Genomic DNA, 23,663 nt, shown 5'->3' with positions numbered 1-23,663 from the left:
CGATAGCGGTGTAACAGTCACAGGTGTTTTGACTGCAAGACCGCTATCGCAGGCAAGCCAGCTCCCACATCTGAGTTATTTCTTTGGCTTCGGGATCCGCACCAGTTGCGTATCCGAATAGATGTCATGCCAGCTGCGTTTGTGTTTATCGAACAACGACCAGATAAACCCCAGTCCCACACACAGCCATGACGCAATCGACACCACAAAACGCAACAATGCCTGCCACAGGCTGATCCGCGAGCCGTCAGCGTTCTGCACGCGCACGCCCCACACCTGCATGCCCAGGGTTTGCCCCGAATGGGTCCAGAACTTGGCGAAGAACCCAAACAGCACAAACAACAGGATCGTCGACAGCAACGGGTCACCGTCCAGCGCGCCGGACTCGGTGAGTGTGCGCATCTTTGCTTCGCCCACGAAGGCGATCCATACCAGCTTGTAGATAAACGCCGTGACGATCAGCAGGGCGGTGCACAACAGGAAGTCGTAGAACATCGCTGCCAGGCGACGGCCCAGGCCAACGGCGGGGAATTCGCCCTGGGGGCTCAACAGGGGTTTGGACATGGCAGGGCTCTCTGGAGAAAGCACGCAGTTTACGCAATGGCGCCCATAAAAAAGCCCCTGATGTCATATCAGGGGCTTTTTGTCGCAGGAAGGATCAGCCTTCTGCTTGGACTTCGTCAGCCTGCAGGCCTTTCTGGCCTTGAACTGAAACGAAGGTGACCTTCTGGCCTTCCTTCAGGCTTTTGAAGCCGTTGCCCTGAATAGCGCGGAAATGCACGAACAGATCCGGGCCGCTTTCAGGAGTGATAAAACCAAAGCCTTTTTCGTCGTTGAACCACTTGACGGTACCGCTCTGACGTCCACCTTTATCCGACATTTTCTTCTTTCCTTTGACGCTAAAAATTAATGACAGCCCCTTTCAAACGAAAGAGTACTGGGCTGGGTTGCAGGAAAGTTAAGAGACGTCGAACGGGTTGTAGCAACTACTTCAGCTACTGCCCAGGTCCAGGTTCCAAGCGACCCATGCAAACACAGTGGAGGAACTCTACGCCAACTAATATGAAAAAAACAAGCCCTGGGGCAGGCCCCGATTTTGCTGGGTCTCATGACACTTTGTTGAATGTTCTGATACCGACTTATTCGATAGAGTTATTCACTTGTTATAGGGCGTCAGCTATAAAAATGCCTATCGTGAATGCACTGTTTTATGGCGGTTGCGTTACAGTTTAGTGCGCGTCAACGCAACCGCGTTACTTATAGAAACAGTCAATCAACCGCGGTAGTAACGTTGCGGGACGAATGGCATTTTACTTACACGTAGTGGCACCTTTTTCCCACGTACCATTGCGCAAACTTCGGTATCCAATGCGACAAATGCGCTGTCCAGGTAACCCATCGCCAGCGGGCCGCCCAAGGTGGGGCCGAAGCCGCCGCTGCAGACGCTGCCGATCACGGTGCCCTGGGCATCGACGATTTCTGCGCCTTCACGCACCGGGGTACGCTCCTGCGGCAGCAGGCCTATGCGTTTGCGGGCCACACCGGTTTGCTGCTGGGTGAAGATGCGGTCGGCGCCGGGGAAGCCGCCAGCCCGCGCGCCATCGGCACGCCGGGCCTTGGAGATCGCCCACAGCAGGCTGGCTTCAATTGGCGTGGTGTCGGTGTTCATGTCGTGGCCGTACAGGCATAGGCCGGCTTCCAGGCGCAGCGAATCGCGGGCGCCCAGGCCGATGGCCTGCACTTCGGTTTCGGCCAGCAGGCTGCGGGCCAGGCTCTCGGCATTGGCCGCCGGCACGGAGATTTCAAAGCCGTCTTCGCCGGTGTAGCCGGAGCGGCTGACGTAGCAGTCCACGCCCAGCAAACGCAGGGTGGCAAATTGCATGAAGGTCATCTGGGTGACTTCAGGGGCCAGGCGCGCCAATACTTTCACTGCCGCCGGGCCTTGCAGGGCCAGCAGGGCGCGTTCTTCGAACAGCGGTTCGATGGTGCATTGGTCGCCGATATGTGTGCGCAGGTGCGCCAGGTCCTGGTCCTTGCAGGCGGCGTTGACCACCAGGAACAACTCGTCGTTGCCCAGGTTGGCGACCATCAGGTCGTCGAGGATGCCGCCTTGCTCGTTGGTGAACATCGCATAGCGCTGCATGCCCACCGGCAGGTCGATGATATCGACGGGCACCAGGGTTTCCAGGGCCTTGGCGGCATTCGCGCCGGTGAGGCGGATCTGGCCCATGTGGGACACGTCAAACAACCCGGCCTGTTCACGGGTGTGCAGGTGTTCTTTCATCACGCCCAAGGGGTACTGCACCGGCATGTCGTAGCCGGCGAAGGGCACCATGCGTGCGCCCAGTTCCAGGTGCAGGGCGTGCAGAGGAGTTTTCAACAGGGTTTCGGTGGACATATTCAGCTCCTGAAAAACGTGCCGACGCGCTTGTGGGCGTCAGCACTCGATAATGTTGACCGCCAAACCGCCACGGGCGGTTTCCTTGTATTTGCTTTTCATGTCGGCGCCGGTCTGGCGCATGGTGCGGATGACCTTGTCGAGGGACACAAAGTGTTGCCCGTCGCCACGCAGGGCCATGCGCACCGCATTGATCGCCTTCACCGAGCCCATGGCATTGCGCTCGATGCACGGCACCTGCACCAGCCCGCCAATCGGGTCGCAGGTCAGGCCGAGGTTGTGTTCCATGCCGATCTCGGCGGCGTTTTCCACTTGGGACACGCTGCCGCCCAGCACTTCGCAGAGTGCGCCTGCGGCCATGGAACAGGCCACGCCGACTTCGCCCTGGCACCCGACTTCGGCGCCTGAGATCGAAGCGTTTTCCTTGTACAAAATGCCGATGGCGGCGGCGGTGAGCAAAAAGCGCACCACGCCGTCTTCGTTCGCGCCGGGGATAAAACGCATGTAGTAATGCAGCACGGCGGGAATGATCCCGGCCGCACCGTTGGTGGGCGCGGTGACCACGCGCCCGCCATTGGCGTTTTCTTCGTTGACCGCCAGCGCATACAGGTTGACCCAGTCCAGCACTGAGAGCGGGTCGCGCAGCGCCGACTCGGGGTTCTTGCACAACTGCCGGTGCAAGGCCGCTGCCCGGCGCTTGACCTTCAAGCCTCCGGGCAAGATGCCTTCGTTGCGGCAGCCGGCATCGACGCAGTCCTGCATCACCTGCCAGATCTTCAACAACCCGCTGCGGGTTTCCGCTTCCGGGCGCCAGGCGCTTTCATTGGTCAGCATCACCTGGCTGATAGACAGGCCATAGGTGGTGCAATGGCCGAGCAAGTCCTTGGCGTGTTTGAACGGGAAGGTCAGGGGCGTGGCGTCTTCGACGATACGGTCGGCGCCCGCCGCGTCTTCATCCACCACGAAACCGCCACCGACCGAGTAATACTCGCGGCTGCGGATCTGGATGCCGACGGCGTCAAAGGCACGAAAAATCATGCCATTGGGATGGTAGGCAAGGGGCTTGCGAATCATCGCCAGGTGTTCTTTCTCGTTGAACGCAATGCTGTGTTCGCCGAGCAGGTTGAGGCGCCCGTCACTGCGCATCTGCGCCAGGCGTGCAGCCACGGTTTCGGTATTCACGGTGTCCGGGTGTTCGCCTTCCAGCCCCAGCAACACGGCCTTGTCGCTGCCGTGGCCTTTGCCGGTGGCGCCCAGCGACCCGTAGAGTTCCACCTTGATGCCGGTGGTAGCCTCCAACAGGTTGTCACGCTTGAGCCCCTCGACGAATCGAGCGGCGGCACGCATCGGGCCGACGGTGTGGGAACTGGAGGGGCCGATGCCAATCTTGAACAGGTCGAACACGCTAAGGGACATGGTTGTTCTCCGGTTTCTTATTATTTTCTGAGGTGGACTCGGCCAATGTGGGAGCCGGGCTTGCCCGCGATAGCGGTGGGTCAGACAACATCACTGTCGGCTGATACACCGCTATCGCAGGCAAGCCAGCTCCCACACTGGCCGCGTATCTCCCGTCAGATCAGGCGTAGCTCTCGATAGAAGGGCACGCACACACCAGGTTGCGATCGCCAAACACGTTGTCGACCCGGCCAACCGGCGGCCAGTACTTGCCTTCGATCAACGACGCCACCGGGTACACCGCTTGTTCACGGCTGTAAGGGTGGCTCCATTCGCCCACCAGTTCCGCTGCCGTGTGCGGCGCGTTCTTGAGCGGGTTGTCGTCTTTGTCGAGGGTGCCGTTTTCTACCGCGCGGATTTCTTCGCGGATGGCGATCATGGCGTCGCAGAAGCGGTCCAGTTCTTCCTTGGATTCACTTTCGGTCGGCTCGATCATCAAGGTGCCGGCCACCGGGAACGACATGGTCGGCGCGTGGAAACCAAAATCGATCAGGCGCTTGGCCACGTCGTCCACGCTGATGCCGCTGCTGTCTTTCAACGGGCGCAAATCCAGGATGCATTCGTGGGCTACCAGGCCATTGCTGCCGGTGTACAGCACCGGGTAGTGCTCTTCCAGGCGGCGGGAAATGTAGTTGGCATTCAGGATCGCCAACTGCGACGCGCGCTTGAGGCCGGCGCCGCCCATCATGCTGATGTACATCCAGGTGATCGGCAAAATGCTCGCGCTGCCGAACGGCGCGGCGCACACCGCGCCCTCTTTGCGCTCCATGGCCGCGTGGCCGGGCAGGAATGGCGTGAGGTGCGACTTGACGCCAATCGGGCCAACGCCTGGGCCGCCACCGCCGTGGGGAATGCAGAAGGTCTTGTGCAGGTTCAGGTGGGACACGTCGCCGCCGAACTTGCCCGGTGCGCACAGGCCGACCATCGCGTTCATGTTGGCGCCGTCGATGTACACCTGGCCGCCGTTGTCATGAATGATCCCGCAGATTTCGCGGATACCTTCCTCAAACACACCGTGGGTGGACGGGTAGGTGATCATCAGCGCGGCAAGGTGTTCGCGGTGCTCGATGGCCTTGGCGCGCAGGTCTTCGATGTCGACGTTGCCGCGTGCATCGCAAGCGGTCACCACTACGCGCATGCCGGCCATGTTGGCGGTCGCAGGGTTGGTGCCGTGGGCTGATGACGGGATCAGGCAGATGTCGCGACGTGCTTCGCCACGGCTCTGGTGATAGGCGCGGATGGCCAACAGGCCCGCGTACTCACCTTGGGAGCCGGCGTTCGGCTGCAGGGAGATCGCGTCATAACCGGTGGCCGCGCAGAGCATGGCTTCCAGTTCGCTGGTCAGTTGCTGGTAGCCGGCGCTTTGCGCAGCGGGGGCGAATGGGTGCAGGGCACCGAATTCGGCCCAGGTCACCGGGATCATTTCGCTGGCGGCGTTGAGCTTCATGGTGCACGAGCCCAGCGGGATCATGGTGCGGTCCAGGGCCAGGTCTTTGTCGGCCAGCTTGCGCAGGTAGCGCATCAGCTCGGTTTCCGAGTGGTAACGGTTGAAGACCGGGTGGCTGAGGATCGGCGATTGGCGCAGCAATGCGCTCGGCAGGGTGCTGTCGGTGGCAGCAAAGGCCGGCAGGTTTTTGCCGTCGGCGAAGATCGCCCACAAGGCCTCAATATCGGCCTGGGTGGTGGTTTCGTCGACCGACAAGCCAACGCGCTCGCCGTCTACTACACGCAGGTTGATGCGCTGGGCGCGGGCCTTGTCGTGCAGGGCGGCAGTGTGAGCGCCGGTGTGGATTGTCAGGGTGTCGAAGAAGTGTGCCTGCTCGACGTTCTGGCCCAGGGCCGTCAAGCCCTTGGCCAGGATCGCGGTCAGCTGGTGAATGCGCTGGGCGATCTGGGTCAGGCCTTTGGGGCCGTGGTACACGGCGTACATGCTGGCGATGTTGGCCAGCAGCACTTGGGCGGTGCAGATGTTGCTGGTGGCTTTCTCGCGGCGGATATGTTGCTCGCGGGTCTGCATGGCCAGGCGCAGGGCCGGCTTGCCGAAGCGGTCTACCGACACACCGACCAGACGGCCTGGCATGTCGCGCTTGAACGCATCCTTGGTGGAGAAGTACGCGGCGTGTGGGCCACCGAAGCCCAGTGGCACGCCAAAGCGTTGTGCGCTGCCAATGGCCACGTCGGCGCCGAATTCGCCCGGCGGCGTCAGCAGGGTCAGGGCCATCAGGTCGGCGGCCACGGCGACCAGTGCGTTGGCGGCGTGGAAGCGTTCGGTCAGTTCGCGATAGTCGAACACGTCGCCGTTGCTGGCCGGGTATTGCAGCAGCGCGCCGAAGAACGGGCTGACGTCGGTCAGTTCACGCTCATCGCCGACCACCACATCGATGCCCAAAGGTTCAGCACGGGTGCGCAATACGTCGAGGGTTTGCGGGTGGCTGTGCACCGACGCGAAGAACGCGTGGCTGCCTTTGTTCTTGCTCAGGCGCTTGCAGAAGGTCATGGCTTCAGCAGCGGCGGTGGCTTCGTCAAGCAGGGAGGCGTTGGCAATCGGCAGGCCGGTGAGGTCGCTGATCAGGGTCTGGAAGTTCAGCAGGGCTTCCAGGCGGCCTTGGGAAATCTCGGGTTGATACGGCGTGTAGGCGGTGTACCAGGCCGGGTTTTCCAGCAGGTTGCGCAGGATCGGCGACGGCGTGTGGCAGTTGTAATAGCCCTGGCCGATGTAGGTCTTGAACAGTTGGTTCTGGCTGGCGATGGCCTTGATCTTGGCCAGGGCCTGGGCTTCGCTCAGGCCGTCTTCCAGGCCGAGTACGCTGGTGCCCTTGATGCTTTCCGGGATCACGCTGGCGCTTAGCGCTTCGAGGGAATCAAACCCTAGGCTGGCGAGCATTTGCTGCTCATCTTCCTGGCGCGGGCCGATGTGGCGGGCGATGAATTCGTTGGCGGTGGTCAGATTAACGGTCATGGCGCGCTCCTCAGGCTTCAGCGTTGGCTTTGATCAGACGGTCGTACGCATCCTGATCCAACAGCTTAGCCACTGCATCGGCATCGGCGGGTTTAAAGCGGAAGAACCAGCCTTCGCCCATCGGGTCTTCGTTGACCAGTTCGGGGCTGCCATCGAGCTTGTCGTTGACTTCGAGGACTTCACCGTCCAACGGCATGTACACACCACTGGCGGCTTTTACCGACTCAACGGTGGAGGCTTCGGCGCCCTTTTCGTAAGCCTGCAACTCCGGCAGTTGCACGAAAACCACATCACCCAGCGCGTTCTGCGCAAACGCGGTGATACCCACGGTGACGCTGCCATCGGCTTCGGCGCGCAGCCATTCGTGATCTTCAGTGAAACGCAACTCGCTCATGGAAACTCCTCAGGGCCAGAATCGTCTGGTGGACGGGATTGGAATAATGGGGAGTTGCTTAGCAATATCGCGGCCAAGGTTAATAAGTCTTTATAAATCAGTAAGTTAATAAAATTGGTTATGAGGTTATGTCGCGCGACTGTAGCGTTTTCGCTACAGCCGGGTGCGTGAAAAAAAGCCTATGTGGATCAAAGCCTTGCATGGCGCGCAAAAAGCAGGGTTGTAGCGATATCGTTACGCTGTAGCGCTTTCAGTACACTGAATGTCGTTCCCAGACCAAATCTGGATTGCCCCTTTGTGGGAGCTGGCTTGCCTGCGATGGCGGTCTACCCGTCACTAAGGAGCTGGATGACCCACCGCTATCGCAGGCAAGCCAGCTCCCACAGTTGAACCGCGTTTATTCCGTCAGGGCTTGTTGGGAATGCCGTACTTGCGCAGGCGGTGGGCGATCGCCGTGTGGGAGGTTTGCAAGCGGCTGGCCAGTTGGCGGGTCGAGGGGTAGCGGCTGTAGAGGCTTTCCAGCAGGCTGCGCTCGAAATCTTCCACGGCCTGTTCCAGGCTGTCGACTTCGCCATCGCTCTGGCGCGCCACGGAGGTGCCGGCGATGTCCAGGTCGCCGATGTCCACAAGGCTGCTTTCGCAGATGGCGGCAGCGCGGAAAATCACGTTTTGCAACTGCCGCACGTTGCCCGGCCAGTGGTTTCCGAGCAGGGCAGGATAGGTACCCGGCGCCAGGCGGCAGACCGGGCGCTGGATCTGCGCGCAGGCTTGCTGCATGAAGTAGCGCGCCAGCAGCAGGATGTCCTGGCCGCGTTCACGCAAGGGCGGCACGGCGACGTTGAGCACGTTGAGGCGGTAGAACAGGTCTTCGCGAAAGGTGCCTTCGCTGACCATCTTTTCCAGGTCGCGGTGGGTGGCGCTGAGGATGCGCACATTGACCTTCACCTCGCGGTCGCCACCGACGCGGCGAAAGCTGCCGTCGTTGAGAAAGCGCAGCAGTTTGGCTTGCAGGTACGGCGACATCTCACCGATCTCATCGAGAAATACCGTGCCCTGGTTGGCCAGCTCCATCAGCCCCGGTTTGCCACCGCGTTGCGCGCCGGTAAAGGCGCCAGGCGCATAGCCGAACAATTCACTTTCGGCGAGATTTTCCGGCAGTGCCGCGCAGTTCAATGCCAGAAACGGCGCACTGTGACGCGCACTGATGGCGTGGCAGGCGCGGGCCACCAGCTCTTTGCCGGTGCCGGTTTCGCCCTGGATCAGCAGCGGTGCATCCAGCGCCGCCACCCGTTGCGCCCGTGCCTTGAGCGTGCGGATCGCTGGCGACTCGCCCAGCAGCGCATCAAACCCTTCGGCATGGTCATGGTGCAGCGCAGACAGTTGTTCGCCGATGCGGTTGGGTTGGTAAAGGGTGAGCAGGGCGCCGGCGTCGGTGATCGGCGTGGCGCCCAGTAGCAAGGTCTGGCCGTTCACGCTGATCTCGCGCAGCGGCAATCGAAAGCCCTGCTCCAGCAGGGTCTCCAGCAAGGCCGCGTCATCGAACAGCTCGGTGATGCTTTCGCCGGCTGGTTCACGGCCGTACAAGGCGATCAATGCCGGGTTGGCCAGCAGGATCTTGCCGGCGCTGTCCAGGGCCAGTACCGGGTCGGTCATGGCCGCCAGCAGGGCGTCGAGTTGCAAGTGGCGGCGCTGGCCCGGAAGAATGTCGACCACCTTTACCGCTTGCACGCCGTGTACGCTGAACAACGCGTCGCGCAGCTCTTCGAGCACGTCGGCGCTGAGGGTTGGTGCGTCGATATAGACGTTGGGCGGCACCATTTCCACCGCATCCAGATTGAGATTGCGCCCACCGAGCAAGGCCAGGACTTCCTGGGTGATGCCGACGCGGTCGATGAAGCTGACGTGGATACGCATGGGGCGGATCTTGATTCTGGAGTGCCGAGGGTGGCCAGTATGCCTTGGAGCCGGTGGAGATCAAAATGTGGGAGCTGGCTTGCCTGCGATGGCGGTGGGTCAGTTACCGAGAATATCGTCTGACAGGTCGCTATCGCAGGCAAGCCAGCTCCCACATTCGATTGGGGGCAGGTTATTCCAGATGTTCGGGTTTGACCGGGTCGCCGGATTTCATATCCAACTGCTGGCGCACATCCTCAAACATCAGATCGTAATGCTTGTGTTGTGAACCAACGCTGCTATGGGTCTTGGGAATGCCGTACTTTTCAACAATCTTAGTCACATTGCTGGCGAAGTTGTAGGCCTGGTCCTTGGGCAGGAAAAAGGTTTCCTTCATGTCCTTGCCCTGAATGCTCCCATGCAGGGTGAACTGCATGCCTTTGCCTTCGCGCTCATGCGTGAAGACTTCGTAGTCCAGGCACAGGTCGTAGCTGACATCGTCCTTGTTCAGCGCGTGTCGCTCGATATGCAGGTGGCCGGGTTCAAAGATAGCCATAGGCGTTTCTCCTTAACTTCACAGGTAGGTGATGCCAGGTTTGGCCGTGCTGATGCGCGTGCCGGCGCTGCCCTGGACGATGGCTTCGATGTCCGAGAGTGAACCGATCACCGCGGTTTTGCCAGTCTGGCGGGCGAACTCGCAGGCGGCTTGGACCTTGGGGCCCATGGAGCCGGCGGCGAAGCCGAGTTTTTCCATATCGTCGGGGTGGGCCTGGCTGATGGCCTTCTGGGTTGGCTTGCCGAAGTCGATAAAGGCGGCGTTGACGTCGGTGGCGATGACCAGCAAATCGGCCTCCAGTTGCGTGGCCAGCAAGGAAGAACACAAGTCTTTGTCGATCACCGCTTCAATGCCGCGCAGCTTGCCGTCTTCGCCATACATGGTGGGGATGCCGCCACCACCGGCGCAGATCACGATGGCTTTTTTCTCCAGCAGCCACTTGATCGGGCGAATTTCAAAGATGCGTTTGGGACGCGGGCTGGCGACTACACGGCGGTATTTGTCGCCGTCGGGCGCGATGGCCCAACCTTTTTCGGCGGCGAGCTTCTCGGCTTCGGCTTTGGGGTACACAGGGCCGATAGGCTTGGTGGGGTTCTGGAAGGCCGGGTCCTTGGCGTCCACTTCCACTTGGGTGAGCAGGGTGGCGAATGGCACTTCAAAGTCCAGCAGGTTGCCCAGTTCCTGTTCGATGATGTAGCCGATCATGCCCTCGGTCTCGGCGCCCAGCACGTCCAGCGGGTAAGGCGAGACGCTGGTGTAGGCCGCTGCCTGCAATGACAGCAGGCCCACTTGCGGGCCATTGCCGTGGGCGATCACCAGCTCGTTGCCGGGGTGGATCTTGGCGATCTGTTCGGTGGCGATACGGATATTGGCCCGTTGATTGTCTGCGGTCATGGGTTCACCACGACGCAGGAGGGCGTTGCCGCCCAGGGCTACGACGATGCGCATACAGAATGTCCTTCTAGAATGATCGTTCCCACGCTCTGCGTGGGAATGCCCCACCGGACGCTCTGCGTCCGCTCTTGTGGCGCAGAGCGCCACTGGCTGCATTCCCACGCGGAGCGTGGGAACGATCAGAGTGGGGTTAGATATCCGCCAACGCCGACACCAGAATCGCCTTGATGGTATGCATGCGGTTTTCCGCCTGCTCGAAGGCGATATTGGCCGGCGACTCAAACACCTCTTCGGTCACTTCCACGCCATTGGCCAGGTGCGGATAGCGCGCTGCGATGTCCTTGCCGACCTTGGTTTCACTGTTGTGGAACGCCGGCAGGCAATGCATGAATTTCACCCGAGGGTTGCCCGAGGCTTTCATCATCTTGGCGTTGACCTGGTACGGCAGCAGTTGCTCGATGCGCTCGTCCCACGCTTCCACCGGTTCGCCCATGGACACCCAGATATCGGTGTGGATGAAGTCCACGCCCTTCACGGCCTCTGCAGGGTCTTCGGTGATGGTGATGCGTGCGCCGCTTTCCTCGGCAAAGGCCTGGCACTCTTTGATGAAATCTTCATGGGGCCACAGCGCTTTCGGCGCGCCGATGCGCACGTCCATGCCGAGCTTGGCGCCGATCATCAGCAGCGAGTTGCCCATGTTGTAGCGCGCGTCCCCCAGGTACGCGTAGCTGATGTCATGCAGCGGCTTGTCGCTGTGTTCGCGCATGGTCAGGGTGTCGGCGATCATCTGGGTCGGGTGGAATTCGGCGGTGAGGCCGTTGAACACCGGCACGCCCGCAAACTTGGCCAGCTCTTCGACGATTTCCTGTTCAAAGCCACGGTATTCAATGGCATCGAACATCCGGCCCAATACGCGGGCGGTGTCTTTCATGCTTTCTTTGTGGCCGATCTGCGACGACACCGGGTCGATATAGGTGACGTGGGCGCCTTGGTCATGGGCCGCGACTTCGAAGGCACAGCGAGTGCGGGTCGAGGTTTTTTCGAAGATCAGCGCGATGTTCTTGCCCTGCAAGTGCGGGCGCTCGGTGCCGGTGTATTTGGCACGCTTGAGGTCGCGGGACAGGTCCAGCAGGTAATGCAGCTCGCGGGTAGTGTGGTGCATCAGCGACAGCAGGCTGCGGTTGCGCATATTGAAAGCCATGATGGAATCTCCTTAATAGTCGATAGGGTCGCGGATGATCGGGCAGGTCATGCAGTGGCCGCCGCCACGGCCACGGCCGAGTTCACCGGCGCTGATGGTGATGACTTCCACACCGGCTTTGCGCAGCAAGGTGTTGGTGTAGGTGTTGCGGTCGTAGCCAATCACCACGCCCGGCTCCACGGCCACCACGTTGTTGCCGTCATCCCATTGCTCGCGTTCGGCGGCGAAGCTGTTGCCGCCGGTCTCGACCACGCGCAGGGCCTTGAGGTTGAGGGCTGCGGCCACGGTTTCGAGGAAGTTGGTTTTTTCGCGCTGAATGTCGATGCCGTGGGGCTTGCTCTCGTCAGGGCGCAGGGTGAACGGCACGATCTGGTTGACCACTTCGGGGAAGACGGTGACCAGGTCGCGGTCGCAGAAGCTGAACACGGTGTCCAGGTGCATCGCGGCGCGGGATTTGGGCAGGCCGGCAACGATGACGCGTTCCACGGCTTTGTTCTGGAACAGGTTGCGCGCCAGTTGGCCGATGGCCTGGTGGGAGGAGCGCTCACCCATGCCGATCAACACCACGCCATTGCCAATCGGCATCACGTCGCCGCCTTCCAGCGTCGCGGCGCCATGTTCCTGGTCGGGGTCGCCGTACCAGATCTGGAAGTCCGCGTTGGTGAACTCAGGGTGGAATTTATAGATGGCGCTGGTCAGCAGGGTTTCCTGACGTCGCGCCGGCCAGTACATCGGGTTGAGCGTCACGCCGCCGTAGATCCAGCAGGTGGTGTCGCGGGTGAACTGGGTGTTGGGCAGCGGCGGCAGGATGAAGCTGGCGTGGCCGAGAAAATCGCGGAACATCTCGATGGTCTTGCCACCGAAGCTGCTCGGCAGGTCGTCGGCCGATACGCCGCCAATCAGGTACTCACTGATTTTGCGCGGCTCCAGGCTGCGCAGCCACGAGCCAACTTCATCGACCAGGCCCAGGCCTACGGTGTTGGCGGTGATCTTGCGCTCCAGGATCCAGTCCAGCGCTTCGGGGTTGGCGACGATGTCGGTGAGCAGGTTGTGCATTTCCAGCACATCAATGTCCCGCTCGCGCATCTTGGTGACGAAGTCGAAGTGGTCGCGCTTGGCCTGGGCCACCCATAGCACGTCATCGAACAGCAGCTCGTCGCAGTTGTTGGGGGTCAGCCGCTGGTGGGCCAAACCTGGGGAGCACACCATGACTTTGCGCAGTTTGCCGGCTTCGGAATGTACGCCGTACTTCACTTTTTCCGTGGTCATTACAGATCCTCCAGTGAACAACAATTACAGGGTCAGGAAGCCGTCGTAGAGCCCATAGGCCGCCACCAGGGCGCCAATGACCACTGCGGCGAAAATCAGCTTCTCGACGGGGGTGAAAATCGGTTTGCCCAGTTCACGCTTGGCCTTGGCGAACAGGATCGCGCCGGGGGCGTAGAGCAGGGCGGAGAGCAGCAGGTATTTGGTGCCGCCGGCATACAGCAGCCAGATCGCATAGATCAGGGCGATGGCGCCGATGAACAGGTCTTTCTTGCGCTCTTTGAGGGCGTTCTCGTAGGTCTCGCCGCGCACCGCCAGCAGCAGGGCATAGGCCGCCGACCACAGGTAAGGCACCAGAATCATCGAGGTGGCAAGGTAGATCAGCGACAGGTAGGTGCTGGCGGAAAACAGCGTGATCACCAGGAATATCTGCACCATTGCGTTGGTCAGCCACAGTGCGTTGACCGGCACATGATTGGCGTTTTCCTTGCGCAGGAACTCCGGCATGGTGTGGTCTTTGGCGGCGGCGAACATGATCTCCGCACACAGCAGCACCCAAGACAGCAGCGCGCCGAGCAGCGAGATGATCAAGCCCACACTGATCAGCACCGCACCCCAGTGGCCCACCACATGCTCCAGCACGGCGGCCATCGACGGGTTCTGCAGCTTGGCCAGTTCCGGTTGGGTCATGATCCCCAGGGACAGCACGTTCACCAGCATCAGGAACAGCAGCACGGTGATAAAGCCGATCACGGTGGCCTTGCCCACGTCACTGCGTTTTTCGGCACGGGACGAGAAGATGCTCGCGCCTTCGATGCCGATAAACACCCACACGGTGACCAGCATCATGTTGCGCACCTGGTTCATCACGCTGCCCAGGTCCGGGTTTTTCACGCCCCAGATGTCAGCGGTGAAGATGTCCAGCTTGAACGCGAACAGCGCGATGAGCACGAACAGCAGCAGCGGCACCACCTTGGCGACGGTGGTCACCAGGTTGATGAACGCGGCTTCCTTGATCCCGCGCAGCACCAGGAAATGCACGGCCCACAACAGCACTGACGCAGCGATCACCGCCGTCGGGGTGTTGCCTTCGCCAAAGACCGGGAAGAAGTAGCCCAGGGTGCTGAACAGCAAGACGAAGTAGCCGACGTTGCCCAGCCAGGCGCTGATCCAGTAGCCCCAGGCGGATGAAAAGCCCATGTAGTCGCCGAAACCGGCCTTGGCGTAGGCGTATACCCCGCCGTCGAGGTCGGGTTTGCGGTTGGCGAGGGTCTGGAACACGAAGGCGAGGGTCAACATACCGATGGCGGTAATCACCCAGCCAATCAACACCGCACCGACATCGGCGCTGGCGGCCATGTTTTGCGGCAATGAAAAGATGCCGCCGCCAATCATCGAGCCGACGACAAGTGCGACCAGGGCGCCTAATCGAAGTTTTCCGGGAGTTTCAGACATTGCATGACTCCAATGCAGGAGAAGAGAGACCACAGAATAATTCCGTGCGCTAATCAAACAGCTGACTCAGATCACTTCATTGGCACATTCCATTGTGAATTAACGACTTAGGGTGAGATTTTGCGGGCGAAAAAATCCCGCAAAGACGCTGGGTAGAGCGCTCTCTGCTTTATGGTTAATCAATTGGTTGGGGCATGGGTGTTGACGCTAGTTCGTATTTGCGAATGTGCAAATTTTTTGTACGTTGTTTGACTATCGCTTCATAATTGACGTATTTAAATTCTAAATAAGCCTAAACTTCGTGCCTTTACATATCCTTATGTTATGACAACGTTATTAATTTGAATTACTTGCGTGCGCAGTTGTCACCCAACCGTTTATTTCGAGGAACCTGCATGACCCAACCCGCCCAGAAACTCCGGCTCAGTGCCCTGATCGCCCTGGTGGTGGGCTCGATGATTGGCGGCGGCATCTTTTCATTGCCGCAGAACATGGCCGCCCGTGCCGAGGTGGGCGCCATACTGATCGGCTGGGCAATCACCGCTATCGGCATGCTGACCCTAGCCTTTGTGTTCCAGACGTTGGCGAACCGTAAGCCCGAGCTGGATTCCGGGGTATATGCGTACGCCAAGGCAGGGTTCGGCGACTACATGGGTTTTTCATCCGCCTGGGGTTACTGGATCAGTGCGTGGATGGGCAACGTCGGTTATTTCGTCTTGCTGTTCAGCACCCTCGGCTACTTTTTTCCGGCGTTCGGCCAGGGCAATACGCCGCTGGCCATCGGCTGCGCCTCGCTGCTGCTGTGGGCGGTGCATTTTCTGGTGATGCGCGGGATCAAAGAGGCGGCGTTCATCAATCAGGTAACGACGGTGGCGAAGATTGTGCCGCTGCTGATGTTTATCGTGATCGCTGCGGTTGCATTCAAGGCGGATATCTTCACTCGCGATATCTGGGGCCTGGGTAACCCGCAGATGGGCAGCGTGGTCGAGCAGGTGCGCCACATGATGCTGGTCACGGTGTTTGTCTTTATCGGCATCGAAGGCGCTAGTGTGTACTCGGCACGGGCACAGAAACGCTCGGACGTGGGGCGCGCCACAGTGATTGGCTTCGTGGGCGTGCTGGCCTTGCTGGTGCTGGTGAACGTGCTGTCCCTGGGCATCATGAGCCAGCCGGAGCTGGCGCAGTTGCAGAACCCGTCCCTGGCCGGTGTGTTGGAGCATGTCGTCGGGCCTTGGGGCGCGGTATTGATCAGTATCGGCCTGGCGGTTTCGCTGCTCGGGGCGTTGCTCTCCTGGGCGCTGCTGTGCGCGGAAATCCTTTATGCCACCGCCCAGGACAAGACCATGCCGGCGTTCCTGAAGAAGGAAAACGCCAATCAGGTGCCGGTCAATGCCTTATGGCTGACCAACGTGATGATCCAGGCATTCCTGGTGATCACGCTCTTTTCAGCCAGCACCTACACCACCCTGATCTACCTGGCGTCGTCGATGATCCTGGTGCCTTACTTGTGGTCGGCGGCCTATGCGGTGCTATTGAGCGCGCGCGGCGAAACCTATGCCGGCTGGCAGCGCCGGCGCATGAAAGATCTGCTGGTGGGGCTGATTGCCCTCGGTTACGCGATTTGGCTGCTGTATGCGGGGGGCTTGAAGTACTTGCTGCTGTCGGCGTTGCTGTACGCACCGGGCGTGATCCTGTTTGCCCTGGCCAAGCGCGAGCAGGGCCAGCCGTTGTTTACCACCGTGGAAAAAGGCATTTTCAGCGGCGTGATCGCGGGCGCCGGGTTGGCCGCGTATGGGCTGTATAGCGGGGTATTGTCACTGTGAGGTTGGCGTATCAACCGCCCTACGACTGGGCGGCGATGCTGGGGTTCTTATCGGTGCGAGCGATTACCGGGTTGGAAACCGTGGTCGCTGGCGTGTACCGACGCAGCATCAGTGTGGCAGGGATACATGGCTGGATCAGCGTCGAACCGGGGGCGGGGGATTGGCTGGAGGTGACGGTCGACTTTCCCGAGCCTGGCGCCATGCCTGAGATCGAGCGGCGCTTGCGCAGGATGTTTGATCTGGATGCCGTGCCTGAGGTAATCAACGCGCAATTGGCGCAGGACCCCCTGATGGCGCAACTGGTTGCGGCCCGTCCTGGCCTGCGGCTGCCTGGCACCTGGGATGGGTTGGAGCTGGCGATTCGTGCGGTGCTGGGTCAGCAGATCACCGTGGTGGCGGCGATTCGCCTGGCGGGCAAGTTGGTGGCGCAGTATGGTCAGGCGCTGTCAACCCCGCACGCCGGTATCACCCACCTGTTTCCGACACCTGAAGTGCTGGCGGCGGCGGACCTGGCCACCCTGGGCATGCCCAAGGCGCGGGGGCGTACCTTGTCTGGTGTGGCCCAGGCGCTGTTGGATGACCCACAGCTTTTCGAACCCAAGGCCAGCCTCCAGGACGGCGTTGCACGGCTGGTTGCGTTGCCGGGGATTGGAGAGTGGACCGCGCAGTACATCGCCATGCGCCAGTTGCGCGAGGTGGATGCATTTGCGTCGGGGGATATCGGGCTGATCAATGCTTTGGCAGCGTTGGAAGGTGGGCCGGTGTCGGCGCGGCAGTTATTGGCGCGGGCCGAGGCGTGGCGGCCGTTGAGGGCGTATGCGGCGCAGCATTTGTGGACGTCGTTGAACCGCGGGGATTGATAGCGACGGTGATGGCCCCATCGCGGGCAAGCCCGGCTCCCACACTGATCCTGTGGGAGCTGGCTTGCCTGCGATAGCGGTGCCCAGGTCACCACTGAGGCCGGTGTGACCCTAACTCCACCGCCGGTAAATCCCACTGCAACGGCGTGCCACTGATGCTTAGCGGCGCCAGCAGTCGATGGGCCTGGCCCCAGGCTGTCTGCTCCACGACCAGGCCTTGGTCATTGATGTCTTCCTCACGCAATGCCGCTTGCTGTGGCACTTGCCCGGCCTCCACCAGCAACTTCGCCGTGCGCGCCAACGACAAGCGCGCCGAACCGCCGCGTCCGGAGTCCAGGCGCTCGGCCAACGCCCGGATCGCACTGGCGGCCATCAAGTAGCCGGTAGCGTGATCCAGCGCCTGCACCGGCAGCGGCAGCGGTTTATCCGTCTGTTTCCAGGCCATGCCGGCCTCGGCAATCCCGCTGCTCATCTGCACCAGGCTGTCAAAGCCACGACGATTACGCCATGGGCCGCTCCAGCCGTAGGCGTTGAGGCTGACGTCGATCAGGCCGGGGGCGAGGTGCTGCCGTTCGCCAAGGGTATAACCCAGTTGCTCAAGGGCATCGGCGCGGTAACCGTGAAACAGAATGTCGGCGTCCTTGAGCAACGCTTCAAACACCTGCCGGTCGTCGTGGCGCTTTAGATCAAGGCGAGCGCAGCGTTTACCCAGGGTCATTTCCGGGACGACGCCAGGTTCGTTCCAGGTGGGTGAGTCGATGCGCAGTACGTCGGCACCCAAGCCTGCGAGGAAACGACTGGCCACCGGACCGGCCAGCACCCGGGTCAAATCCAGCACCTTGATGCCAGCCAGTGGGCGAGCGGCTGAGCCGAGCCAGGGTGTGTCGATGCCGGGGTCGAAGGCCTCGCGCTGAATCAACGTCTCGGCATTTACCGCCAAGCCCTGGGGGTGCTGCTGCCAGGCTTGCCAGCTACGCATCTGCGCCGCACAACCGCCCGCATCGACCACCGCCGGTTCCAGTTCGGCGGCTTTCCAGGTTGCGACTTTGTTGGCCATTGCTGCGCGATCAGCGACAGGCCCCAATACCCGCTCGGCCGCTGCCCGATGATGGGGCGCGTTGGTGTGCAAGCGAATCCAGCCATCGACGCTGGCGTAATCACCCGCTACCGGGTCCCACAAAGGCGGCACTTGCCAACCCACGGGGCGAATCGACGAGGAGAACCACAACGAGGCCAGGCGCCGATCCACGCTGACGCTGGGCAGGCGCCCGGTTTGTTGCTCAATCAACTGCGCGACGGCCTGGCCGGCGGCGCCGATGCTGGCGGCCGCCAGGTCAGTCACGGCAAAGGTCGAAGGCAGGGCGCCGGCCTGGGGCTGGGGCAATGGGGCGTGCGGTAAAGCGAGTGCGGCTTGGATGGGAGTCAGCAGGTCAGTCATCAAAGGCCCTCCGTAAGAGAAGGGCCACTATAGAAGATCATCCCACTGGTATGGCAACCCCAGGGATCAAGGGCAGTTCGATGCTGGCGATAAAACCGCCCTCGGGATGGTTGGCCAGGATCAGGTTGCCGCCATGGCGCTCGGCGGCGCGACGGGCGATGGCCAGGCCCAGGCCATGGCCTTGGGCGGTCTGGCCCGGCGCACGGTAGAACGGCTCGCCCAATTGGCTCAGGTGCTCGGCTTCAACGCCGGGGCCGTGGTCGCGTACGCTGATCAGAATGCGCCCGCCTTGATGCTGGGCCTGCAATTCAATCGGCTCGCCCACCGGGTTGAAGCGCTGGGCATTGCGCAGCAGGTTGTCCACGGCGCGTTCGATCATGGTCGGCCAGCCTTTAAGCTGTAAATCATTGGCAGTCGTCAGTTGCACCACTTGCTCAGGGGCACTGAGTTGGGCGTCCTTTTGCAGAGCCCTGAGCAACGGGTTTAGATCGATGTCTTCGGCGCTGGCGTTGTCGGCGTCGACCCGTGCCAATACCAGGATCTCGCTGATCAAGGCTTCCAGGCGATCGCATTCGCGGGTCAGGCGTGGCCAGAGTTTTTCCCGTTCTTCGGGGCTGGCGCGTTCGGCCAGGGCCAGGGCGATACGCAAGCGCGCCAGGGGGGAGCGCAGTTCGTGGGAGACGTCGCGCAGCAACTGGCGCTGGCTGCCGATCAGGCTTTGCAGGCGCGCGCCCATGCGGTTGAAGTCGTTGGCCAGCACGCCGAACTCGTCGCGCCGATTGGCCAGTTGCGCCAGGCTGTTCTGTTGATAAGTGGTTTGCCCCAGGTCATGCACCGCGCCGCGCAAACGGCTGAGTGGGCGGGTGATGGACAAGGTCACCAGCAGGCTGAACAGGGTCAGCACCACCAGGGTAATCGCCAATGCACTGAGCGGCCACAGCAGGCTGCTGCGGTGCCAGGCGTCCAGCTCCGGGTGAGGAATACGGTAAATCAGCAGATAGGTATCGCCGGTTTTGGCGCTGGTGTACTCGGCGGTCAGGCGCCGCCAGGGCAGGTGGCCGTCCTGGCTGTCGTTCTGGCGGGCTTCGAACGCGGCGGCGCGGCGCGGGAAGGTGCCGCGCACCACCGGGTCGCCGCTTTCGTTAAGCACTTGCACGTCGATGTGGTACTGGCGTTTGCGCTGCTGCAACAAGTCCTGGGCGGCATCTTCGCCCTGGCTTTCGTAGAGCTGCGTCCACTCTTGGGCCAGGTTGTTGAGCCCAGGGTGGCGGCTGAGAATCCAGGCGTCCTGGTTGAGCATGTGCCCAAGCAGGATCGATAACCCGGCAACCAGGGCGATGGCCAGCCAGAAACTCGCCAGGATACGCCAGAACAATGAACGCACAGGAAACCCTCAAACAGGAAAAGCCCAGCGGCGCGAACCACTGGGCTGGGGGTGAAGCTAGGCCATTATTGCGCTTTTTGCGCTTGCTGGGCTTTCCAGGCCTGGAACTCTTTCCATTCGGCGCGGCGCTCGGCTTGCTTCTTGACGATTTCGTCGTACTTCTTCTGCTGGTCGGGCTTGAGCACGGCACGGATATCGGCCTGGGTTTTCTGCTTGCCGGCGGCGATTTCGTCCTGCATGGCTTTCTGGTCAGCGGCCGGGAGTTTGTCCAGGTACTTTTGGGTCAGGTCTTTGCGGGCGTGCCATTGGTCACCCATCAGCTTGCGGATCTGCTCGCGCTGTTCCTTGCTCAAGTCCAGCTGGCTGAACGGGCCGCCTTTGCCACGCGGGCCGTGTTCACCGTGGCCTGGGCCACCCATCATGCGGCTTTCAGGCCCGCCCATCGGGCCTGGGCCTTCCGGCATTGCCATGGCAACGGTGGGCAGGGCGGTGGCGAACATCAAAGCGATAAGGGTCTTGCGCATGGTGTATCTCCTGTCTCTATTCCGGTGAGTCCGGATGTGAGTAGGTTACGCAGAGCAAGGTCAGCGGCGGTCAGGGGAGGGTAAAGCTTCGGTAAAGACGGGTTTGACAGGAGCTGACAAAACCCTTGAAGGTGATGAAATCAATGGTGGGAGCTGGCTTGCCTGCGAAGACGGCCTAACAGTCAACGCAGTTGGACCGGGTACATATCCGTTATTTAGGTAACGGCCACTTAGGGTTCCGCTCTGACAGCGGGTCACTTTCGAAAAGCGCGAAAGTAACCAAAGCGCTCTTGCCCCACCACTCGGCACCTCGCTTGGGCTCGGTGTGCCCTCACTCCGGCCCACGGACTCAAGCCTGCGTTCGGCCAGCGTGGTTTAACGGGGCGCCTGAGATCAAGATCACAAGCAGATCAAGATCAAGAGCGGCTCGCTTCGCATCGTGGTTACCGTTGGCTGCTGCAACCTACAAAATTGTGTAGATACCTACTATGGCTATCGCAGGCAAGCCAGCTCCCACAGGGTTAAGCGTGATGTTTAGAGGCTGTAGTAGTAACCACGACTACGCAACGCCACGATCCGTGGCCGGCCATCGGGGTGTGGGCCGATCTTTTTGCGCAGGTTGCTGACGTGCATGTCCAGGCTGCGATCGTAGAGGGTCAACTTGCGGCCCAGGGCGATCTGCGCCAGTTCCTGTTTGTCCAGGGGCTCGCCGGGTTGGCGCAGCAGCGCTTCAAGCAGGCGGCTTTCGGAGACGGTGAGGGCGAACTCCTGTTCATCGATGCTGACCACGCCGCGCACCGGGCTGAAGCACAGGTCGCCCAGTTCCAGCTGGGTGGACACCGCGGCTGGGTGGCTGCGGCGTAATACGGCGCGCAGGCGCGCCGTCAGCTCACGCGGGTCGCAGGGCTTGGCCAGGTAGTCGTCGGCGCCCAGTTCCAGGCCGAGGATGCGGTCCAGGGGTTCGCCCCGGGCCGAGAGCATCAGCACCGGCAACTCCGGGTGGTCGTTGCGCAATTGCTTGAGCAGCTCCAGGCCGCTGCCATCGGGCAACATCACGTCGAGCACCACGGCCGCAGGCGCACTCTCGGCCAAGGCTTTACGGGCGCTCAAGCCGTCGTGGCAGGCGCGCACCTGGAAACCTTCCTGGCTCAACCAACTGGTCAGCAGCTCACAGAGCTCCTGGTCATCATCTATCAGTAACAGCTCGCTCATGACTCACTCAATTTAGCCATTGTCGGCGGCGAAGGCCCCACCGGTGACGCCGTGAGCCATTATGAGTACGCCGAAACGATTAGGTTCGACGCAGCCGGGCTCAAGGCAAGACTTGCTTGAACGGCTTGATCACCACATCGGTGTAGACCCCTGCTGCAACGTAAGGGTCAGCCTTGGCCCAGGCCTCGGCGTCGGCCAGGGAAGCGAACTCGGCCACGATCAGGCTTCCGGTGAAACCGGCGTCGCCCGGGTCATTGCTGTCGACGGCCGGGTGCGGGCCGGCCAGTACGATGCGGCCTTCGGCTTGCAGCTGTTTGAGGCGCTCGACATGGGCCGGGCGTACGCTCAGGCGTTTTTCCAGGGAGTTGGCAACGTCGGTGGCAATGATGGCGTAGAGCATGTCAGTCCTCGGTTTTTGGTGTGGTAGCAGCGGTGTCATGCAGGTGACGCGACAGGTAGATACCCTGGCCGATCAAAAACAATACGGTCATGCCCAGGCTGCCGAACACTTTGAAGTCGACCCAGTAGTCCTGGAAGGTAAACGCCACGAACAGGTTGGCGGCGCCGCAGAACAGGAAAAACACGATCCAGGCCACGTTCAGGCGTACCCACACCGGCTCCGGCAAGGTCAGCGCATGGCCCATGATCCGCTTGATCAGCAGGCGGTCACCGATGAAGTGGCTGCCGATGAACACCAGGGCGAACAGCCAGTTCACCACCGGGGCTTTCCATTTAAGGAAGGTTTCGCTGTGGAAGGCCAAGGTCAGGCCGCCGAATACCAGGCAGGCGATAAGGGTGAGCCATTGGCTTTTTTCCAGCTTGCGCTGGGAGATGAAGATGGCGCCGTAGACCAGGATTGAGCTGACGATCAGTACGGCGGTGGCGCTGTAGATGCCCCCGAACGATAACTCGTGGCCGGCGATTTCGATGACCCTGGGGTCGAGTTTGGTAACGATGAAAAACAGCAACAGCGGGATGAAGTCGATGAATTGTTTCACAGTAAGAGCCAGAAGCTGGATGTGGCGGCATAATAACAAACATCCTTGGTTGCGATAGCGCCAGCTGACTTGAGGTTACACACTCCCGTGAATGTTGATTTGCACTGCCACAGCACGGCCTCCGACGGCGCCCTGGCGCCCGCGGTACTGGTTGCGCGTGCGTTTGAAAAAGGCGTGCGAGTTTTGGCATTGACCGACCACGACACCCTCGAAGGCCTCGACGAAGCCCGCCAGGCCGCGCAGTCCCTGGGCATGCAGCTGGTCAATGGCGTGGAATTGTCCTGCACCTGGGGCGGCGCCACCATCCATGTGCTGGGCTACGGTTTTGATCAAAAGGCCCCGCCCTTGGTGGCGGCGATTGCCCAATTGCACGATGGCCGCTGGCTGCGGTCCGAAGAAATAAGCCGCAAGCTCAGCCTTAAAGGCATGCCGGGTGCCCTCGACGGCGCCCGCGCCATCCAGCAGGAGCTGGGCGACAGCGGCAACGCACCGGCCCGTCCGCACTTTGCCGACTGGATGGTGCGTGAAGGGTATGTAAAGGATCGCGCCGAGGCCTTTCGCAAATGGCTGGGCGCCGGCAAGTTGGGCGATGTGAAGCTGCATTGGCCGACCCTGGAAGACACTGTCCAGACCCTGCGGGCCTCCGGGGCCTGGGTCAGCCTGGCGCATCCCTGGCATTACGATTTCACCCGCAGCAAGCGCCGCAAGCTGATCAGCGACTATATTGGAGCGGGAGGCCACGCCATCGAGGTGGTCAACGGGCATCAACCCGCCGAACAGGTCGGCAGCCTGGCGATCCTTGCCCGCGAATTTGGTCTGCTGGTCAGTGCCGGCAGTGACTTTCATGGCCCAGGCGGCTGGTCCGAGATCGGCGAGTATCGCCAGGTCCCGGAAGATCTGCCGCTGTTGTGGGGGCGATTCAAGCATGACCCCATTATTGCCACCGTCTGAAC

The 23,663-nt window shown here is 61.3% G+C and carries 21 protein-coding genes; 3 read left to right on the top strand and 18 right to left on the bottom strand.

Annotation, left to right across the window (positions count from 1 at the left end):
- Window positions 1–75: 75 nt before the first annotated feature.
- The 12 genes from E1K68_RS21835 to arcD (E1K68_RS21780) all read right to left on the bottom strand — a co-directional run bounded on the left by E1K68_RS21835 (window position 76) and on the right by arcD (E1K68_RS21780) (window position 14,471).
- Window positions 76–564 carry an RDD family protein gene (locus E1K68_RS21835; RefSeq protein WP_003193838.1) on the bottom strand — a complete coding sequence of 163 codons (489 nt, stop codon included), beginning with the start codon at window positions 562–564 and terminating at the stop codon, window positions 76–78.
- Window positions 565–658: 94 nt separating this feature from the next.
- Window positions 659–880 carry a cold-shock protein gene (locus E1K68_RS21830; protein WP_014719702.1) on the bottom strand — a complete coding sequence of 74 codons (222 nt, stop codon included), beginning with the start codon at window positions 878–880 and terminating at the stop codon, window positions 659–661.
- Window positions 881–1,273: 393 nt separating this feature from the next.
- On the bottom strand, window positions 1,274–2,398 hold the full coding sequence (gcvT, locus tag E1K68_RS21825; RefSeq protein WP_003193832.1) for a glycine cleavage system aminomethyltransferase GcvT: 1,125 nt from the start codon (window positions 2,396–2,398) through the stop codon (window positions 1,274–1,276).
- Between the two features lie 39 nt (window positions 2,399–2,437).
- Complete coding sequence (locus tag E1K68_RS21820; RefSeq protein ID WP_003193829.1) at window positions 2,438–3,814, bottom strand: L-serine ammonia-lyase; 1,377 nt, start codon at window positions 3,812–3,814, stop codon at window positions 2,438–2,440.
- Between the two features lie 160 nt (window positions 3,815–3,974).
- Window positions 3,975–6,812, bottom strand: a complete 2,838-nt coding sequence (gene gcvP / locus E1K68_RS21815; protein WP_057710469.1) for an aminomethyl-transferring glycine dehydrogenase — start codon at window positions 6,810–6,812, stop codon at window positions 3,975–3,977.
- A 10-nt stretch (window positions 6,813–6,822) separates the two neighbouring features.
- Complete coding sequence (gcvH, locus tag E1K68_RS21810; RefSeq protein ID WP_044273368.1) at window positions 6,823–7,206, bottom strand: glycine cleavage system protein GcvH; 384 nt, start codon at window positions 7,204–7,206, stop codon at window positions 6,823–6,825.
- A gap of 405 nt (window positions 7,207–7,611) precedes the next feature.
- The gene (locus tag E1K68_RS21805; RefSeq protein ID WP_137203910.1) at window positions 7,612–9,120 is read right to left on the bottom strand and encodes a sigma-54-dependent transcriptional regulator; all 1,509 of its coding nucleotides are present in this window, start codon (window positions 9,118–9,120) and stop codon (window positions 7,612–7,614) included.
- A 172-nt stretch (window positions 9,121–9,292) separates the two neighbouring features.
- The gene (locus E1K68_RS21800; protein WP_094774826.1) at window positions 9,293–9,655 is read right to left on the bottom strand and encodes a DUF5064 family protein; all 363 of its coding nucleotides are present in this window, start codon (window positions 9,653–9,655) and stop codon (window positions 9,293–9,295) included.
- Window positions 9,656–9,673: 18 nt separating this feature from the next.
- On the bottom strand, window positions 9,674–10,603 hold the full coding sequence (gene arcC / locus E1K68_RS21795; protein ID WP_094774827.1) for a carbamate kinase: 930 nt from the start codon (window positions 10,601–10,603) through the stop codon (window positions 9,674–9,676).
- A gap of 136 nt (window positions 10,604–10,739) precedes the next feature.
- Complete coding sequence (locus tag E1K68_RS21790) at window positions 10,740–11,750, bottom strand: ornithine carbamoyltransferase (RefSeq protein ID WP_003193818.1); 1,011 nt, start codon at window positions 11,748–11,750, stop codon at window positions 10,740–10,742.
- Window positions 11,751–11,762: 12 nt separating this feature from the next.
- The gene (gene arcA, locus E1K68_RS21785; protein ID WP_014719694.1) at window positions 11,763–13,019 is read right to left on the bottom strand and encodes an arginine deiminase; all 1,257 of its coding nucleotides are present in this window, start codon (window positions 13,017–13,019) and stop codon (window positions 11,763–11,765) included.
- A gap of 24 nt (window positions 13,020–13,043) precedes the next feature.
- Complete coding sequence (gene arcD, locus E1K68_RS21780; protein WP_032895542.1) at window positions 13,044–14,471, bottom strand: arginine-ornithine antiporter; 1,428 nt, start codon at window positions 14,469–14,471, stop codon at window positions 13,044–13,046.
- Window positions 14,472–14,866: 395 nt separating this feature from the next.
- Between arcD (E1K68_RS21780) and arcD (E1K68_RS21775) the strand changes: the two genes are divergently transcribed.
- Together arcD (E1K68_RS21775) and E1K68_RS21770 are read left to right on the top strand one after the other, a co-directional pair.
- Window positions 14,867–16,294, top strand: a complete 1,428-nt coding sequence (gene arcD / locus E1K68_RS21775) for an arginine-ornithine antiporter (protein ID WP_003193812.1) — start codon at window positions 14,867–14,869, stop codon at window positions 16,292–16,294.
- Window positions 16,291–17,154 carry a DNA-3-methyladenine glycosylase gene (locus tag E1K68_RS21770; RefSeq protein ID WP_003193810.1) on the top strand — a complete coding sequence of 288 codons (864 nt, stop codon included), beginning with the start codon at window positions 16,291–16,293 and terminating at the stop codon, window positions 17,152–17,154. The genes arcD (E1K68_RS21775) and E1K68_RS21770 overlap by 4 nt, the downstream gene beginning before the upstream one ends.
- An 88-nt stretch (window positions 17,155–17,242) precedes the next feature.
- Here the strand turns inward: E1K68_RS21770 and E1K68_RS21765 are convergent, their stop codons facing one another.
- From E1K68_RS21765 to E1K68_RS21740, 6 genes are all read right to left on the bottom strand, one after another.
- Window positions 17,243–18,592: a CoA transferase gene (locus E1K68_RS21765; RefSeq protein ID WP_212614647.1), complete on the bottom strand. Its 1,350-nt coding sequence runs from the start codon at window positions 18,590–18,592 to the stop codon at window positions 17,243–17,245.
- 37 nt (window positions 18,593–18,629) lie between these two features.
- Window positions 18,630–19,976 (bottom strand): HAMP domain-containing sensor histidine kinase, encoded by a 1,347-nt coding sequence (locus tag E1K68_RS21760; RefSeq protein WP_212614646.1) that lies wholly within the window; start codon window positions 19,974–19,976, stop codon window positions 18,630–18,632.
- Window positions 19,977–20,041: 65 nt separating this feature from the next.
- Window positions 20,042–20,500 carry an LTXXQ domain protein gene (locus tag E1K68_RS21755; protein WP_003193804.1) on the bottom strand — a complete coding sequence of 153 codons (459 nt, stop codon included), beginning with the start codon at window positions 20,498–20,500 and terminating at the stop codon, window positions 20,042–20,044.
- 534 nt (window positions 20,501–21,034) lie between these two features.
- Window positions 21,035–21,712 carry a response regulator transcription factor gene (locus E1K68_RS21750; RefSeq protein ID WP_212614645.1) on the bottom strand — a complete coding sequence of 226 codons (678 nt, stop codon included), beginning with the start codon at window positions 21,710–21,712 and terminating at the stop codon, window positions 21,035–21,037.
- A gap of 100 nt (window positions 21,713–21,812) precedes the next feature.
- Window positions 21,813–22,112 (bottom strand): YciI family protein, encoded by a 300-nt coding sequence (locus E1K68_RS21745; protein WP_003193801.1) that lies wholly within the window; start codon window positions 22,110–22,112, stop codon window positions 21,813–21,815.
- A 1-nt stretch (window position 22,113) separates the two neighbouring features.
- A complete protein-coding gene (locus E1K68_RS21740; RefSeq protein WP_003193799.1) occupies window positions 22,114–22,710 on the bottom strand; it encodes a septation protein A in 597 nt (198 codons plus the stop codon).
- A gap of 87 nt (window positions 22,711–22,797) precedes the next feature.
- Here E1K68_RS21740 and E1K68_RS21735 point away from each other — a divergent pair, with 87 nt between their 5' ends.
- Window positions 22,798–23,661: a PHP domain-containing protein gene (locus E1K68_RS21735; protein WP_034134362.1), complete on the top strand. Its 864-nt coding sequence runs from the start codon at window positions 22,798–22,800 to the stop codon at window positions 23,659–23,661.
- Window positions 23,662–23,663: the final 2 nt, after the last annotated feature.

Source organism: Pseudomonas sp. B2021 (genome assembly GCF_018135665.1).
In the GTDB taxonomy this organism is placed as follows: domain Bacteria; phylum Pseudomonadota; class Gammaproteobacteria; order Pseudomonadales; family Pseudomonadaceae; genus Aquipseudomonas; species Aquipseudomonas lactis.
The sequence above is the reverse complement of the archived record's forward strand: the minus strand, read 5'-3'. Positions and strand labels throughout refer to the sequence as shown.

Coding starts and splice junctions, on each gene's coding strand:
- E1K68_RS21835 (WP_003193838.1), bottom strand. CDS start 564: ATGTCCAAACCCCTGTTGAGCCCCCAGGGCGAATTCCCCGCCGTTGGC.
- E1K68_RS21830 (WP_014719702.1), bottom strand. CDS start 880: ATGTCGGATAAAGGTGGACGTCAGAGCGGTACCGTCAAGTGGTTCAAC.
- gcvT (WP_003193832.1), bottom strand. CDS start 2,398: ATGTCCACCGAAACCCTGTTGAAAACTCCTCTGCACGCCCTGCACCTG.
- E1K68_RS21820 (WP_003193829.1), bottom strand. CDS start 3,814: ATGTCCCTTAGCGTGTTCGACCTGTTCAAGATTGGCATCGGCCCCTCC.
- gcvP (WP_057710469.1), bottom strand. CDS start 6,812: ATGACCGTTAATCTGACCACCGCCAACGAATTCATCGCCCGCCACATC.
- gcvH (WP_044273368.1), bottom strand. CDS start 7,206: ATGAGCGAGTTGCGTTTCACTGAAGATCACGAATGGCTGCGCGCCGAA.
- E1K68_RS21805 (WP_137203910.1), bottom strand. CDS start 9,120: ATGCGTATCCACGTCAGCTTCATCGACCGCGTCGGCATCACCCAGGAA.
- E1K68_RS21800 (WP_094774826.1), bottom strand. CDS start 9,655: ATGGCTATCTTTGAACCCGGCCACCTGCATATCGAGCGACACGCGCTG.
- arcC (WP_094774827.1), bottom strand. CDS start 10,603: ATGCGCATCGTCGTAGCCCTGGGCGGCAACGCCCTCCTGCGTCGTGGT.
- E1K68_RS21790 (WP_003193818.1), bottom strand. CDS start 11,750: ATGGCTTTCAATATGCGCAACCGCAGCCTGCTGTCGCTGATGCACCAC.
- arcA (WP_014719694.1), bottom strand. CDS start 13,019: ATGACCACGGAAAAAGTGAAGTACGGCGTACATTCCGAAGCCGGCAAA.
- arcD (WP_032895542.1), bottom strand. CDS start 14,471: ATGTCTGAAACTCCCGGAAAACTTCGATTAGGCGCCCTGGTCGCACTT.
- arcD (WP_003193812.1), top strand. CDS start 14,867: ATGACCCAACCCGCCCAGAAACTCCGGCTCAGTGCCCTGATCGCCCTG.
- E1K68_RS21765 (WP_212614647.1), bottom strand. CDS start 18,592: ATGACTGACCTGCTGACTCCCATCCAAGCCGCACTCGCTTTACCGCAC.
- E1K68_RS21755 (WP_003193804.1), bottom strand. CDS start 20,500: ATGCGCAAGACCCTTATCGCTTTGATGTTCGCCACCGCCCTGCCCACC.
- E1K68_RS21750 (WP_212614645.1), bottom strand. CDS start 21,712: ATGAGCGAGCTGTTACTGATAGATGATGACCAGGAGCTCTGTGAGCTG.
- E1K68_RS21745 (WP_003193801.1), bottom strand. CDS start 22,112: ATGCTCTACGCCATCATTGCCACCGACGTTGCCAACTCCCTGGAAAAA.